The 14,225-nt window shown below is 71.4% G+C and carries 14 protein-coding genes and 1 tRNA gene; 9 read left to right on the top strand and 6 right to left on the bottom strand.

Annotated elements, in window-relative coordinates; genetic code table 11:
* Positions 1 to 12 precede the first annotated feature (12 nt).
* Positions 13 to 86, top strand: a tRNA-Pro gene (locus OO67_RS21140).
* 115 nt (positions 87 to 201) lie between these two features.
* Here the strand turns inward: OO67_RS21140 and OO67_RS21135 are convergent.
* From OO67_RS21135 to OO67_RS38655, 3 genes are all read right to left on the bottom strand, one after another.
* Entirely contained in the window at positions 202 to 1,023 is an 822-nt protein-coding gene (locus OO67_RS21135) for a DUF1684 domain-containing protein (RefSeq protein WP_033302617.1), read from the bottom strand.
* An 88-nt stretch (positions 1,024 to 1,111) separates the two neighbouring features.
* Complete coding sequence (locus OO67_RS39965; RefSeq protein WP_244300276.1) at positions 1,112 to 1,822, bottom strand: GNAT family N-acetyltransferase; 711 nt, start codon at positions 1,820 to 1,822, stop codon at positions 1,112 to 1,114.
* A 59-nt stretch (positions 1,823 to 1,881) separates the two neighbouring features.
* On the bottom strand, positions 1,882 to 2,025 hold the full coding sequence (locus tag OO67_RS38655; protein ID WP_157841707.1) for a putative leader peptide: 144 nt from the start codon (positions 2,023 to 2,025) through the stop codon (positions 1,882 to 1,884).
* 265 nt (positions 2,026 to 2,290) lie between these two features.
* On the opposite strand from OO67_RS38655, the gene OO67_RS38650 reads away from it, so the two are divergent.
* The 3 genes from OO67_RS38650 (at position 2,291) to OO67_RS21120 (ending at position 5,300) form a co-directional block, all read left to right on the top strand.
* Positions 2,291 to 2,431 (top strand): putative leader peptide, encoded by a 141-nt coding sequence (locus OO67_RS38650; protein WP_157841706.1) that lies wholly within the window; start codon positions 2,291 to 2,293, stop codon positions 2,429 to 2,431.
* A gap of 393 nt (positions 2,432 to 2,824) precedes the next feature.
* On the top strand, positions 2,825 to 3,934 hold the full coding sequence (locus OO67_RS21125) for an LLM class flavin-dependent oxidoreductase (protein ID WP_033302616.1): 1,110 nt from the start codon (positions 2,825 to 2,827) through the stop codon (positions 3,932 to 3,934).
* Positions 3,935 to 3,944: 10 nt separating this feature from the next.
* Entirely contained in the window at positions 3,945 to 5,300 is a 1,356-nt protein-coding gene (locus OO67_RS21120; RefSeq protein WP_033302615.1) for an NtaA/DmoA family FMN-dependent monooxygenase, read from the top strand.
* 308 nt (positions 5,301 to 5,608) lie between these two features.
* Here OO67_RS21120 and OO67_RS21115 read toward each other — a convergent pair whose 3' ends face one another.
* The 3 genes from OO67_RS21115 to OO67_RS21105 all read right to left on the bottom strand — a co-directional run bounded on the left by OO67_RS21115 (position 5,609) and on the right by OO67_RS21105 (position 8,155).
* A complete protein-coding gene (locus OO67_RS21115) occupies positions 5,609 to 6,700 on the bottom strand; it encodes a TerC family protein (protein ID WP_167748666.1) in 1,092 nt (363 codons plus the stop codon).
* A 305-nt stretch (positions 6,701 to 7,005) separates the two neighbouring features.
* A complete protein-coding gene (locus OO67_RS21110) occupies positions 7,006 to 7,572 on the bottom strand; it encodes a type 1 glutamine amidotransferase domain-containing protein (protein ID WP_033302614.1) in 567 nt (188 codons plus the stop codon).
* Between the two features lie 124 nt (positions 7,573 to 7,696).
* On the bottom strand, positions 7,697 to 8,155 hold the full coding sequence (locus tag OO67_RS21105; protein ID WP_033302613.1) for a DUF5709 domain-containing protein: 459 nt from the start codon (positions 8,153 to 8,155) through the stop codon (positions 7,697 to 7,699).
* A gap of 395 nt (positions 8,156 to 8,550) precedes the next feature.
* Between OO67_RS21105 and OO67_RS21100 the strand changes: the two genes are divergently transcribed.
* From OO67_RS21100 to OO67_RS21080, 5 genes are all read left to right on the top strand, one after another.
* Entirely contained in the window at positions 8,551 to 10,338 is a 1,788-nt protein-coding gene (locus OO67_RS21100; RefSeq protein WP_078598137.1) for a bifunctional phosphatase PAP2/diacylglycerol kinase family protein, read from the top strand.
* 1 nt (position 10,339) lies between these two features.
* Complete coding sequence (locus OO67_RS21095; protein WP_033302612.1) at positions 10,340 to 11,293, top strand: YihY/virulence factor BrkB family protein; 954 nt, start codon at positions 10,340 to 10,342, stop codon at positions 11,291 to 11,293.
* Positions 11,294 to 12,076, top strand: a complete 783-nt coding sequence (locus OO67_RS21090; protein ID WP_033302611.1) for a phosphatase PAP2 family protein — start codon at positions 11,294 to 11,296, stop codon at positions 12,074 to 12,076.
* 69 nt (positions 12,077 to 12,145) lie between these two features.
* Positions 12,146 to 12,772, top strand: a complete 627-nt coding sequence (locus OO67_RS21085; RefSeq protein ID WP_033302610.1) for an alpha-ketoglutarate-dependent dioxygenase AlkB — start codon at positions 12,146 to 12,148, stop codon at positions 12,770 to 12,772.
* A 112-nt stretch (positions 12,773 to 12,884) separates the two neighbouring features.
* Positions 12,885 to 14,201: an ATP-grasp domain-containing protein gene (locus tag OO67_RS21080; protein ID WP_033302609.1), complete on the top strand. Its 1,317-nt coding sequence runs from the start codon at positions 12,885 to 12,887 to the stop codon at positions 14,199 to 14,201.
* Positions 14,202 to 14,225 lie beyond the last annotated feature (24 nt).

Genomic DNA, 14,225 nt, shown 5'->3' with positions numbered 1-14,225 from the left:
GGGGAAGCGCATCGGGACGTAGCGCAGCTTGGTAGCGCACTTGACTGGGGGTCAAGGGGTCGCAGGTTCAAATCCTGTCGTCCCGACTCGAGAGAGTTGCAGGTCAGGGGCCGTGTCAGAGCAATCTGGCACGGCCCCTGACCCTTTTTTGCGGAGTCCGGCCGGGAAGCACTACTCCCCGCCGGCCGATGCCGTACGTGGTCAGGGTTGTCCGCCGCGCTCCAGGGGGATCTTCTCCCCTGCTTCGATCGCGACCGGCAGCCGGTTCTCGGCCGGGGGCAGCGGGCAGGTCGCCAGGTCCGTGTAGGCGCAGGGCAGGTTCGCCGCGCGGTTGAAGTCGAGGCTGACCCTGCCCTCGGCGTCGGGGGGCGCGATCTGCAGGGCACGGTTCGCGGCGTACGTGGTCACCCCGGAGGTCGCGTCCGTGAACAGTGCCATCAGGCTCCCGGGGCGTGTGCCGTTGAACGCCGTGAGCCGGTGGACCGTCCCGTCCAGCTCGAACTCGACCTGGCCGGGGGAGTCGTAGACGTGCTCCAGTCCCTCGACCGCCGCGCCGACCGTCACCGCCCGCGGGAGGCCGAAGGGCACGAAGCGGCCGGTGCGGAGCCATCGGGGGTCGGGGGCGTACGCAGGAGTCCGGGTGAAGGCGGTGCGGAGCACGCTCCCGGGGTGGCGGGGACGCAGGATGTCGTGTCCGCCGCGCTTGGCGACCTCGATCACCGCGTCGCCGAAGCCGGGATACACACTGTCCCGCTCGCCGATGACGCCGAAGTCGTACCGTCCGTGGACCGCCACGCCGTCGACCGTGAGTTCCTCGCCCTCCGCCAGTTCGACCACCACTCCGCCGACTGTGCTCGACCACGCTCCCGGGGCGTCCTCGAAGCGCTCGGGTTCGGCGCCCAGCCAGCGCAGACTCGTGATGGCGAGAAAGCCGTGAGGCCCGGCGAGCACCTCCTCGTGTTCACGGTGCCACTGCTCCCATTCCCGGACGAAATCCGCGTGATCGACGACTTGGGCGGTCATGTTCGCTCCTTCGTGTGGATGTTCGCGGTCCGGCCCGAGCCGGCTTCTTCCGTGCTTTCCCAGGGCAAGGATTCGCCGGCCGGACGTTTCACAGGCGCTTGCCGTAGCAGACACCGAACGGGTCGGTGTCGTAGGGCGGGTAGCAGGGGATCCGGCGCCATCCCTGCCGTTCGTAGAGCCCTATGGCCTCCGGCTGCAGCTTGCCGGTCTGCAGGAAGAGCCGGGCGACGCCGAGCGCCCGGGCACTGGTCTCCACGGCGTCGAGCGCCGCCCTGGCCAGGCCACGCCCACGGTGCTCGTCGTGCACGTAGACGCGTTTGACCTCGTAGAGGTCCGCGCCGTCGCTGCGGTGGAGCAGCCTCAGGGAGGCCGTCGCCAGCGGTCCGGCCCCCTCGTAGGCCAGCCAGGTCACCGCGATCTCACGGGCGTTCGGCGGCCCGGCCCGCCGACCCGCACGCTCGGCGTCGAACGGCGCGTAACGGGGCCGCAGTTCGGCATCCATCCGGCGGCGCAGCGCCAGCGCGTCGGGGTGGTCCCAGTCGGTGGCGACCCACCGAACGGTGCCGTCGCGCGGGGGTGCGGCCTCGGTCCTGAGGGCGGTCGAGGGCAGGTCCGCACGGTCCCGCGGAGCCGCGGCGAGATTGCCTCGCGGTGACTGGAGACGGGCCGGTCCGACGCCCGATGCGAGGACGTCGGTATCGAGGGGGCGCGCGCGGCGGTGCTGGGGGCGTGGTCCGGACATGGGCGTCTCCAGGACGAGGGGGAGGATGCCCGGCACGACGGCGACCTGAGAAGACAAGGGGGAGTGTGGAAGCAGCAGGTCCGGCCGTGATGCGGGCGGGTCAGGCAGTGACGACGTCAGGCCTGACAGACGGCGCTGGAGACGCGGTGCAGATCGATGTGCCGGCGGGCCGCGAAGCGGGGGCGGAAGAAACCGGTGTAGCGCGTGCCGGCAGCCCGGCTCGGGGGCGTGGCCCCGGCGGCAGTCGGCTGGTGCGGCATGAGTGGCGAGGTCCTCTCGAACACGTGGCATCGCCCCGAGGACGACGCCACGCAACGTACCAGCTCGAACACCGGTGTGAGAAGGACGCTTTGGGCCGGTGGGCGGAGCCCGTCGGGCACGACGCGCCGATCGGGGTCCGCCCGGCCACGGCCGACGGCACGGCATTGTTCATACGTGGTCGAACGGTTAACGTGAAGTGAGATCACACGCATCAGCAGCGACTCCTGAGCCGCTGACCGACCCCAGAGCTGTGAGGTGACCGGCGTGCAGGCGCGACCCTTCCGCGAGCGCGACGACCGCATGCCGCACCACGCCGGGGCCCTCGCACCGCTGGTGGCCCGGCGCCATGTCGACCTGCTCAGGGTGAGCAGCGCGCTGTGTCCGGGGACCTCTTCGCGCCGCTGAACGCATGGGCGCTGTGCGTGCCTTCTGTTCCGCCGTCCGAACACGTGCCTCTCAGTCACCGGCGGGCCCCGCGCATCCCTTTCCTCCCGCGTCGGCGCCTCTCGGATGCCCGTGTCGCGTTTCGGCCCGGCCGCACGCCTGACCGATGGGGCCATCGCGCCCAGGAGCCTCGCCGGCAGAGGTGTTCGCGGCCCTGCGGGTCCATGACCACCTGATCGAGCGTCGCACTCGCCGCGGCGCCGTTGCTGTTCCGGCAGCCGCGCATCAGCGCCGTCGGCTCTTCGTGACCAGGCGGCTCTGTCGCCCTCCAGACTCCCGCTCCCGCGCGCCCGTCCGCTCCGTCCTCCGCCAATCCCTCTTCCCTCGAACGCACTTCGACCGGAGGTACATCCCATGACCGACCGTGAAGCCGGGCCGGCCGGCCTGCATCTCGCCCTGGAAGCCGACGGCGACGGCGCCCACCCCGCCGCATGGAGGCACTCGGGGCGCCCACCGGGTGCCGTCCTGACCCCCGGTGCGGTGCGCGACGTCGTCCTCGCAGCCGAGGACGCGGGCTTCGCCCTCGTCACCTTCGCCGACTCGCCGCTGCCGCCCGGTGCCGGCCCAGGGGCGGCCGGTCGGCTGGAAGCCGGCACCCGTGCCTCGTACGCCGCGCCGCTCACCGAGCGGACAGGCCTCGCGCCCACCCTGCACCTCACCACCACGGAACCGTTCCATCTGGCCACCCAGCTGGCGAGCCTGGACCACGCCTCGCACGGCAGGGCCGGCTGGGTGGTCGGCGCGGCGGCGGACGAGGCCGCCCTCGCCGGCGTCGGGAGAACGGCACTTTCCGCTGCCGAGCTGGTCCGCGAGACCGCCGATGTCATCGACACCGCCCGCGCCCTGTGGGACTCGTGGGAGGACGACGCGGTCATCAAGGATGTGGCGACCGGCCGCTTCCTGGACGCGCGACGGGTTCATCACATCGACTTCGAGGGCGAGTCCTTCACCGTCAAAGGGCCTCTGATCACTCCGCGTCCGCCGCAGGGCCAGATCGTCGTCCTGGCTCCGGACACGCTCGATGCCGACGCGCGCGCCGACGTGGTCCTGGTCGCGCGGCCCGATCCAGCGTCGGTCGCGGCCCGCGCGGCCACGGCCAGGGAAGCGGGCGCCCCACTGGTCTTCGCCGAGGTGGAGGTGCTCCTCGACGCGGCAGTCCCGGCCGCGGACCGGCTCGCCGAGCTGAACGGCGCCGCCGAATGGCCGGGGTCAGGGCGGCTGCGCCATGTGGGGTCCCCGGACTCCCTGCTGGACCTGTTGCGTGAGCTCGCGGAGTCGGTGGACGGAGTCAGGCTGCACCCGGCCGTACTCGCCGTCGACCTGCCGGTTCTGGCCGAGCGAGTGCTGCCGAAGCAGGCCGGGGCGAGGCGGCGCGCGCCCCGGGCCGGCAGCACACTGCGCGAGGTGCTCGGCCTTCCCCGTCCCGTCAGCCGGTTCGCCGCCCCGGCGGCCACGAGCGCCTGAGGTGAATGTCATGACCGAACAGAATCCCCGCCCGCAGCTCCACCTGGGCGTGTTCTTCACAGGCGTCGGGCCCCAACTGATCTGGGCCGATCCACAAGCGCCCTCGCACACGGCGTTCGAGACGTTCGTCGAGATCGCACAGGTCCTGGAGCGAGGCCTGTTCGACGCGTTCTTCCTCGGGGAGGGCCTGAGAGTCCGGGAGAACCGCGGCAAGGTCTTCGACCTCGACGTGGCCGGCCGGCCGGACGCGATCACTCAGCTCGCCGCGCTCGCCGCCGTCACCGAGCGCATCGGCCTGGTGGCCACCCAGAACACCACCTACAACTATCCGGCCGACCTGGCCCGCCGGCTGGCAAGCCTGGACCTGCTGTCGGACGGCCGGGCGGGATGGAACATCGTCACCACCGACAACGCCTGGACCGGAGCCAACTTCCGCCATGGAGGCTGGCTGGAGCACGAGCGCCGCTACGAGCGCGCAGGACAGTTCGTCGAAGCGGCCAAGGAGCTGTGGGCGTCCTGGGAACCGGACGGCGTCGCGCCCGACAGCCGCGCCGCGAGCTGGGCGCGGCCCGGCTCGATCAGCCCGGTGGAGCGGGACAGCGATCTCGTGCGGCTACGTGCGACCGCCACCGTGCCGGGCAGCCGCCAGGGCCGCCCGGTGCTGTTCCAGGCCGGTGACTCCGACGGCGGCCGTGAACTCGCCGCCCGCCATGCCGACGTGGTCTTCTCCGCCAACACCGAGTACGGCAAGGCCGTGGCCTACGCCGCCGATCTGCGGGACCGCCTGTCCCGCCACGGCCGGACGCCGGACTCGCTGCGGATCCTGCCGGGCGCGAGCGTGGTCCTCGGCGACACCGCGGCCGAGGCGGAGGAGAAGGCGCGCTGGGTGCGAGGTGAGCAGGTCAACGGGGTGCGGGCCATCGCCTTCCTCGAGCAGTACTGGGGCGCCGACCTCTCGGCCTACGACCCGGACGGCCCGCTGCCCGACATCGAGCCCAGTGAGCAGGAACTCGACCCTTCGCGCGGCACGATCTCCATCGAGCTGCGCAGCGGCAAGCAGACCGTGATACGGAAGTGGCGAGATCTGGCGGCGGAACGGAGCCTTTCCATACGACAGCTGGTGCTCGAGGTGGCCCCGGGGCACCCGTCGTTCGTCGGCACCCCATCAGCCGTCGCCGACGAGTGGACCCGCTACGTCACCACCCGCGCCGTGGACGGCTTCAACCTCCTGCCGCACCTGCTTCCGGCCTCCGTCACGGACATCGTCGACAAGCTCGTCCCGGAACTCCAGGAACGCGGGGTCTACCGCACCGAATACCGGGGCACCACCCTGCGTGAGCACCTCGACCTCCCCCCGCTGGGGTGAGACCCGCGTGTCGAGCGGACAGCGGCTGTCCGGGCCCTCGGCCCGGACCCCGTCGCACACGGTTGCGGCCTGCGGGGGTTCGGTGACCCGCCTGCGGCAGGAGGTGAACTGAGGCCGGAGGAACCGGGCCCGGGCCCGGGAGTGACCGTCCCGTGCTCCGTGGCCTGGATCCGGGCCGCCCTCGGCGCCTCGGATCCAGGCCCCTGCCAGGCTGGACGGGCCGGCCGGCGAGGGCGTGGCCGGGGAGACCGGTCCCGGCAGCACGTGCTGATGCCCGTCCCGGAGCCGCCCGGTCGCGGGGGAGTGCCTCAGCCGTGGGCGTCCGCCTTCTCGGCCGGCCCCGGCCCGTCCGTCTCGGCCTGCCCGGCCTGCGCGGCCTGCCCGTCCGTCTCGGCCTGCCTGGCCTGCGCGGCCTGCCCGTCCGTCTCGGCCTGCCTGGCCTGCGCGGCCTTCTCCGCCTTCTTCGACGCCGCGAGGCTGGTGATCGTCGTGATCACCAGCACGCCGCAGATGACGCCCAGTGAGACCGGAAGGGATATCTCGGGCACGTGCAGGCTCGTCGTCTCGTGGATGCCGTGCAGGACCAGCTTCACCCCGATGAAGGCGAGGATGACCGACAGGCCGTACGAGAGGTGGACCAGCTTCTTCAGCAGGCCGACGATGAGGAAGTACAGCTGGCGCAGACCCATCAGCGCGAAGGCGTTGGCCGTGAAGACGATGTACGGGTCCTGGGTCAGGCCGAAGATCGCCGGGATCGAGTCCACGGCGAAGAGCACGTCCGTGACACCGATCGCCAGCATGACGATCAGCATCGGGGTGGCCAGCCGCTTGCCGTTCTCGCGGACGACCATCTTCGTGCCGTGCCACTTGTCGGTGGAGGGCAGGCGCCGCTCGATGGCCTTCATCAGGCGGCCCTCCTCCCAGTCCTCGTCCTCCTCGCCGGCCCGGGCTTCCTGGATGAGCTTCCAGGCGGTCCAGATGAGGAAGGCGCCGAAGATGAAGAAGACCCAGGCGAACGAGGCGATCGCGGCGGCGCCAGCGGCGATGAACACGGCGCGCAGCGCCAGCGCGATCAGTACGCCGATCATCAGCACGCGCTGCTGGTAGATTGTCGGGACCGCGAACTTCGCCATGATCAGCACGAAGACGAAGAGATTGTCGACACTGAGCGACTTCTCGGTGACGTAGCCCGCGAAGAACTCGCCGGAAGCCTGTCCACTGCCCCAGATCAGCAGGCCCACGCCGAAGAGTGTGGCGAGAACGATCCAGACGATCGTCCAGATGCCCGCTTCCTTGATCGAGACTTCGTGCGGCTTGCGGCCGCCTATGAAGAAGTCGGCCGCGACGAGTGCACACAGTCCGCCAACTGTGAGCACCCACATGGTCGTTGAGACGTCCAACCCCGGTCCCTCCCTATCCCGTGAGCCGCCCACGGTATAGGGATGACCAAGAAAGCGTAAAGCAATGGTCGAGAACCCCTGGTCACGGCAGTACGCCCATGGCCCGTGAGAGCGCCGGGCGGACGGCAGGGGGGTACGAAACCGGGCTCCGGGCCTGGAACGGTGAAGGCGTGGTGCGGCTTCTCGACCACGGGGGCGGCTCCAGGCGGCTGGGACGGCTGGAGGGTGCCCGCACGCTCACTGCGCTCGAGGCCCCTCCGCCGTGGCGGACCGTGCCGGGGGCCACCGCCCCCGGCACGACCACGTCAGGTCCCCGCCGCGAGCACCGTGTCGATCTCCCGCACGAACGGCTCCAGATCACCCGGATTGCGCGAGGTGATCAGAGTCCAGCCGCCTGAACCGTCGGTCACGACCGGTTCGTCGGTCCACTCGCCTCCCGCGTTGCGGATGTCGGTCCGCAGCGAGGCGTAGGAGGTCATCCGCTTGTCCGCGACGACGCCCGCCTCGACCAGCGCCCAGGGGCCGTGGCAGATCGCCGCGACCGGGCGTCCGGAGTCCGTGAAGGACCGGACGATGCCGGTGGCGGCGCTCTGGAGGCGCAGGGTGTCGGCGTTCAGGGTGCCGCCCGGGATGAGCAGCAGGTCGTAGGCGGCGGGGTCGGCGTCGGCCAGTGTGAGGTCGGGCCGGACGGTCTTCCCCGGATCCTTGTCGCCGACCAGCGTCACGATGTCGTCCATCGACACGGCCGCGACGTCGACCTGGGCTCCGGCGCCGCGGAGGCGATCGACGGGCACCAGGAGTTCGTCCTGTTCCACACCGTAGTTGGTGACCACGGCCAGTACCTTCCGCTGGTTCACGCTGTTGTCGGTCATCGGCTGTCACCTTTCCTCCGGCGGCCCACCGGGTTGTGGTCCGCGTTCGTGGCGTTCCCCTGATCAGCGGGGGTATGCGTCCCGGGCCCGGGCCCGGGCCCGGGACGAGCGGCATCCGGGACCCTCAGACCCCGTCGTCGTCCTGGATGTGAACCGCCGCCTCCTCGGCGGAGGCCGCGCCGCCGTCGATACCGACGTCGCGGCCCAGCACCCTGTTGTTGCGCTCGAGGCCTGACTCCTCGTCGGCCGCCGCGACGCGTCCGGCGCGCCGGTCACCCGCGTCGTCCTCCTCCGGACCGTTGTCCTCCGGCCCGTCGTCGGCGCCGTCCGCGAGCGGGTCCTCCTCGGGGACCTCCTGCGCGAGGCGGCGTTCGAGGGACTCGCCCTCCCTCTGCTCCTCACCGGTCGTGCCGTACTTCGACACGCCGAGGGGCTTCTCCGGCGGCGAGTACCCCGTGTCGAGCGTGTCGTCCATATCGGGCTCGTCGATCACGTTCTGCGGATCGAGGTCGTCCGTCGGCCTGTTGTCCGCGTCGGACCCGTCCGGCTGGTAGACGTCGTCACCGCGTCCTGCTTCCGACATCGGGCTGCTCCTTCCCTCGAGGCTGTCGTATCCGCCGTCGCCCGTACCAGGGCCGTGCGGCGTCGCCGCTCTCCTGCCCACGTGCGCGCATCTCAGTGATGCGATCCGCCCCGGTGGCCGCTCGTCCGGCCGGCCACCCAGGTTCGACCACCGTGCGGTGCAGAAGTCCTGGTCAGGCCCATCGAGGTCCTGCCCCGTCCGCCCCGGCAGCTTATGACCGATGCCCGGACGCTGCGACCGGGGCGGGCCGGCCACACCGTGTGGGAGGGGCGGCAGAGGCGGTGTGCCCGGTGGCAGGTCTGGAGGAGCCAGGAGGGGGCAGACGGCGAACGCCGGGGTGCGCCCCGGCCGCACTCTCAGCCCGAGGTCCACCGAATCGAATCGACGGGAACGCCATGCCGACCGACACACCGGAAAGACGCACGGTCCTCCCTGGCAGGGGGCGGCACGCAGGGGACGTGCCGCCCCCTGCCAGGGAGGACGCCCCGTCCCCGCCGCCCGGGTCCTCCGTGGAACGCCAGGGCGGTGCCCCGGAGACCGCCGGGGGCATGAGCAGGGCGGTGGGGATCATCGCGTCGACGTCGGTCTGCCAGGCCGCCCTGATGGTGGGCCTCGGGCTCCTGGTCACCGGGCCCGCCGCCCGGGTATGGCCACTGACGTCCGAGGACGAGGTGACCGACGCCCTGGAGCGGGCCCGGACCGGCACGCTGGACACGGTGTCCCTCGTCGTGTCCGAGGCCGGCAACACGATCACGGTCGTCCTCGGCACCCTCCTCTCCTGCCTCGTCCTGCTCGTGGTCCCCCGGCTTCCCCGGTGGCGGGACGCGCTGTTCCTGGCTGTGGCCGTGTCACTGCAGTCCCTGGTCTTCCTGGTCATCACCGAAGCGGTGGACCGTACCCGGCCGGATGTCGAACGGCTCGACGCCTCGCCCCCCACCTCCAGCTACACCTCCGGACACACCGGTGCGGCGACAGCCCTCTACGCCGGCCTCGCGGTCCTGGTCCTGCACCGGACGAAGGGCCCGTGGCGCAGGCCCGTGGCTGCGCTGCTGCTGCTGCTCCTGCCCCTGCTGGTGGGGGTGGCCAGGGCGTACCGGGGGATGCACCATCCGACGGACATCGCTGGAGGTCTGCTCAACGGAGGACTCTCCCTGCTGATCGTCGGCCGCGCCCTGCTGGCCGGACCGCATGTGCCCGCCGGTGCGCCCGCGGGCACGGGCGGCCGTCGGACACCGGCCCCCCGGAAGCCGGAGGAGGATGCTCCCGGCCGCACCACCGTGGTCTTCAACCCCACCGTCACCGACGAGGCGGCCCGCGCCGGCCTCCGACGGGTCCTCGAGGAGCACGGGCGTCACGGAGCGGACTTCGTACCGACCACGGCCGACGACCCGGGACAGGGCCAGACGGCACGCGCCGTGCGGGAAGGAGCGTCACTCGTCGTGGTCTGCGGCGGTGACGGGACGGTCCGCGCGGCCGCGGAGGCGCTGGCCGGCACGGGCGTGGCGCTCGCGGTGGTGCCCTGCGGTACGGGGAACCTCCTGGCCCGCAACCTGGGTCTTCCGGTGAAGCCGGCGCAGGCGCTGGCCGTCGCGCTGCGCGGTGCTCCCCACCGCATCGACCTCGGGCGGATCGAGGGCGACGGAATGGCGCCCGCTCACTTCACGGTGATGTCGGGGGCGGGGCTCGACGCCGCGATGCTGGAGAGCACCAGTGACCGCGCCAAGGCCGTGCTCGGCTGGCCCGCCTACGCGATGGCCGGCCTGCGTGAGCTGCGCGCACCCCGGATGCGCCTGACGGTCCGTATCGACGGAGCACGGCCGCTGCGGCGCACCGCCCGGATGGTGCTCGTGGCCAACACCGGAAAGGTGCAGGGCGGGGCAGCCCTGGTGCCGGAGGCGAGACCCGACGACGGCCTCCTCGACCTCATGATCCTCGACCCACGCGGACCCGCCGGCTGGCTGGGTGCCGTCGCGGCGCTGGTGCGCCGCCGGCCCGTGGGACACTCCGGCCGTGCGGGCGGCCCCCGCCCCGTGGAGTACTTCACCTTCCGCCACGCGGACATCCGCTTCGAGACACCCCAGCAGCGTGAGCTGGACGGCGACCTCGTGATCCCGGGCCGGCGCCTCACCGCCGAGGTCAGGCCCGGGGCGCTGACCGTGCTCATGCCCGAAATAGGAGAGTGAGATGGGCACCGCCACCAGGGTCCCGCAGACCCGCGACATGGTCGGCAGCGAACTGTCCGGGGACGAGGCGCTCGCCGCCCTGCGGCGCTACGGCCGCTGGCCGCTGCTGCGCGACTCGTTCGTCCGCTTCCGGTACGCCGACGGCTTCAGCCACTCCCGGGCGCTGGCCCTGCAGACCGTCCTGGCCGTGGTGCCTCTGGTCATCGCCTTCGTCGGACTGTCCACCGCCCTGCACACGGAGAACCTGGGCAGGGTGGCGGAACTGACGATCCACCGGATCACGGCGGGGCCGAGCGCCGAGGTGGTTCAGGACGCGCTGGACCGCAGCCGCCAGAGGGCCGACGACGGTGCCCAGCTCGCCCTGTGGTTCGGGCTGGTCTTCTCCCTGACCAACACGACGACGGCGATGTGCCAGATAGAGCGCGGCGCCAACCGCATCTACGGCGTCGAGCGTGACCGGGTCTTCCACCTGAAGTACCTGAGGGGGCTGGTGATGTCGATGACCGCCGGTATCCCGCTCGGCGTCGGTTTCGTCGCGATGGTGGCCGGCGGCGACCTGGTGGCCGCCGTGGTCGACGTGTACGACCTCGGCGCCGGCGCCCGCTCCGCCTGGGACCTGCTGCGCTGGCCCGCGGGGTTGGTCCTCGTCCTCATCTCGGCGAGCGCGATCTTCCGCCGCTCGCCGAGGCGCAGGCAGCCGGGCTACACCTGGCTGGCCTTCGGAGCCGCCGTGTACCTGGTGCTGTGGACCACGCTGACCTGGCTGCTCAGCCTCTATCTCGAGGTCAGCGGTTCGTTCGACACGGTGTACGGCCCGCTCACGGCCTTCATGTCCCTGCTGCTCTGGGCCTACCTCACCTCCATAGCCCTCTTCCTCGGCCTCTCCTTCGCCGCCCAGCTGGAGGCGGTGCGGGCCAGGCGGCCCGGTCCCGTACAACCCGACCCAGGAGCCTGAATGACTGCCCGACCCGCTGCCCCGGCCCGACGACGGAGCCGCCGGGATGCCGACCGCAGATTCGGGGTCCGGCTCTTCGGATCCGCAGCCGTGGCCGCGGTCGCCGCCGTCCTCTTCGGCCTCCTGCTCGTCCTCGTGGAGAGTGGATGGCATCCGCTGCGGCGCGTCGACGCGGGCGCTGCCCGGTGGCTGAACCGGACGGCTCTCGACCATCCGGCATGGACGGGCACCCTGCGCTTCTTCTCCGACGTGGTGTGGGACCCCGTGACCCTGCGCGCAGCGGTCGCGGTGCTCACCCTGTGGCTGGTGCACCGCCGAGCCTGGCGTCTGGCCGCGTGGTCGGCCGTCACCGCGGTGGCCGGAGGGCTGACAGGTCTCCTGGTGAAGATCGTCGTGGAGCGGGCGAGGCCCGACCTGCCGGACCCGGTGGCGCACGCCCCCGGGTTCTCGTTCCCCTCAGGCCACGCCATGACCGCCACCACCTCGTTCGCCATCCTGCTGCTCGTCCTCCTGCCGGTGGTGCGCCGAGGCCTCCGTCCCCTGTTCTGGGCCGTGGCGGTCCTCTCGGTACTGGGGGTCGGATTCACCCGTATAGCGCTCGGAGTCCACTGGTTCAGCGACGTGCTCGGAGGCTGGACGCTCGGGCTGGCGGTGGTGGCCCTCACCGGCTGGGCTTTCGAGGCCTGGCGCGCCGACGCGGGCCTGGGCCGGACCGAGGTGGCCGAAGGCCTGGAGCCGGAGCTCAGCGGTGACGATCCCGAGGCGCCGGGCCCCGCACGGTGACGATCCCGGGGTCAGGCCCCTACCCGGCGAAGGGAACGTTTGTTCTAATGCCCGGGTAGGCTTGTCCGCATGACCGCTCATCTCCAGGGTTCGCTGTTCGACCAGGCCGACCGCCCGCACCTGGGCCGTCTCACCGGGGTGCGCAGGACCGTCCTCGGCGACGGGGCGTGGATCGACCTGCTGCCGGGCTGGCTGAGCGGTGCGGACGAGCTCTTCGCCGAACTCGCGGCAGCGGTGCCCTGGCGGGCGGAGCGCAGGCAGATGTACGACCGGACGGTCGACGTGCCCCGGCTGCTCGCCTTCTACCGCACCCAGGACGCCCTGCCGAACCCCGTACTGGACGAGGCCCGGGACGCGCTGTCCTCCCACTACGGTGACGAACTGGGCGAACCCTTCACCACGGCCGGGCTCTGCTACTACCGGGACGGGCGCGACAGCGTCGCGTGGCACGGTGACCTGACCGGACGCAGCTCGCACGAGGACACCATGGTGGCGATCCTCTCCCTCGGGGCCCCTCGTGATCTGCTCCTGCGTCCGTGCCGAGGCGGCGACACCGTACGCCGGCCGCTGGGCCACGGCGACCTGATCGTCATGGGCGGCTCCTGCCAGCGCACCTGGCAGCACGCGATCCCCAAGACCGCGCACGCCAGGGGGCCGCGTATCAGCGTCCAGTACCGCCCCCGAGGAGTGCGCTGACGCCGGGCGACAGCCCGGAGACGCCGCCCCGGCAGACGGTCCGCATGTCCGCCGTCTGCCAGGGCACGCGCTGTGGAGTGCCCGGAACACGTCTTACCGAAGGGACACCCACATGCCGCAGGTACAGCGCAAGAACATCTTCGTCGTCGGCCTGGACGACTCCAACCTGCCGATGCTGGAGGCGGTACCGGACGCCGACGCCTACCGGTTCCACCGCCTGCTGACCGTCGGGGAGCTGCAGGAGGGCGAGGTTTCCGTGCCCGACCTGATGGACCGTGCCCGAGCCGTTCTCGACGCGCACGAAGGCAGCATCGACGCCATCGTCGGGTACTGGGACTTCCCGGTGAGCACCCTCGTCCCGATGCTCGGCAAGGAGTACGGAGTGCGTACGACCAGTCTCGAATCCGTCGTCAAGTGCGAGCACAAGTACTGGAGCCGGCTCGAACAGCAGAAGGTCATCGACGAGTACCCGCGCTTCGGCCGGGTGGACCTCGACACGGAGGATCCCGAGCCGCCCGAGGGTGTGAACTTCCCCATGTGGCTCAAGCCGGCCCTCGCCTATTCGTCCGAGCTGGCCTTCGGCGTCTCGGACATGACGGAGTTCCGCAAGGCCGTCGACGAGATCCGGGCAGGCATAAGCCGGGTCGGCAGGCCCTTCGACTCCGTACTCGGCCTGCTGGAACTCCCCCCGGAGATGGAGGGAGTAGGGGGCGAGGTCTGCCTGGCGGAGGAGGCGATGACCGGGATCCAGGTGGCCGTCGAGGGTTACGTGTACAAGGGCGAGGCGCATGTGTACGGCGTCCTTGACTCGATCAACTACCCGGCCTCCCCGTGCTTCCTGCGCCATCAGTACCCGAGCGGCCTCCCCGCCCCGGTCATCCGCAAGCTGCACGAGGTCAGCGAGCGGACCATGCGCCAGATCGGCATGGAGTCGGCCACCTTCAGCATCGAGTACTTCTACGACCCGAAGACCCAGGACATCAGCCTGCTGGAGATCAACCCGCGGCACTCGCAGTCCCACGCCGAACTCTTCGACTACGTCGACGGCGCCCCCAACCACCACCGCATGATCAGCCTCGCGCTGGACCGCGACCCGGCACTCCCGGGCGGCAAGGGCCCGTACGCCGTGGCCGCCAAGTGGTACTACCGCTGGTTCGGTGACGGGAAGGTGCACGAGGTGCCCACCCCGGAGCGCATCGCCGCCATCGAGCGCGAGATACCCGGCGTGCGTATCGACGTCGTACCCGAGGAGGGCCAGAAGCTCTCCACCGTCTCCCAGCAGGACAGCTACAGCTACGAGGTGGCACACATCTTCACCGGGGGCGACGACGAGGAGGACCTGCGTCGCAAGTTCGACCGGTGCGTTGCCGCCCTCGGACTCACCTTCGACGAGACCGAGCCGGGAGGCCGCGGCACGAAGACCCGGTGAGCCCGTCAGGTCCGGCACGACGAA

It is taken from the genome of Streptomyces atroolivaceus (assembly GCF_000717025.1).
Classification (GTDB): domain Bacteria; phylum Actinomycetota; class Actinomycetes; order Streptomycetales; family Streptomycetaceae; genus Streptomyces; species Streptomyces atroolivaceus.
This window is presented reverse-complemented; position numbering and strand designations above follow the sequence as displayed.

Bases quoted from the DNA above. Each gene is read 5' to 3' on its own strand.
- OO67_RS21135 (WP_033302617.1), bottom strand. From the start codon at position 1,023: ATGACCGCCCAAGTCGTCGATCACGCGGATTTCGTCCGGGAATGGGAG.
- OO67_RS38655 (WP_157841707.1), bottom strand. From the start codon at position 2,025: ATGCCGCACCAGCCGACTGCCGCCGGGGCCACGCCCCCGAGCCGGGCT.
- OO67_RS21125 (WP_033302616.1), top strand. From the start codon at position 2,825: ATGACCGACCGTGAAGCCGGGCCGGCCGGCCTGCATCTCGCCCTGGAA.
- OO67_RS21120 (WP_033302615.1), top strand. From the start codon at position 3,945: ATGACCGAACAGAATCCCCGCCCGCAGCTCCACCTGGGCGTGTTCTTC.
- OO67_RS21110 (WP_033302614.1), bottom strand. From the start codon at position 7,572: ATGACCGACAACAGCGTGAACCAGCGGAAGGTACTGGCCGTGGTCACC.
- OO67_RS21105 (WP_033302613.1), bottom strand. From the start codon at position 8,155: ATGTCGGAAGCAGGACGCGGTGACGACGTCTACCAGCCGGACGGGTCC.
- OO67_RS21100 (WP_078598137.1), top strand. From the start codon at position 8,551: ATGCCGACCGACACACCGGAAAGACGCACGGTCCTCCCTGGCAGGGGG.
- OO67_RS21095 (WP_033302612.1), top strand. From the start codon at position 10,340: ATGGGCACCGCCACCAGGGTCCCGCAGACCCGCGACATGGTCGGCAGC.
- OO67_RS21090 (WP_033302611.1), top strand. From the start codon at position 11,294: ATGACTGCCCGACCCGCTGCCCCGGCCCGACGACGGAGCCGCCGGGAT.
- OO67_RS21085 (WP_033302610.1), top strand. From the start codon at position 12,146: ATGACCGCTCATCTCCAGGGTTCGCTGTTCGACCAGGCCGACCGCCCG.
- OO67_RS21080 (WP_033302609.1), top strand. From the start codon at position 12,885: ATGCCGCAGGTACAGCGCAAGAACATCTTCGTCGTCGGCCTGGACGAC.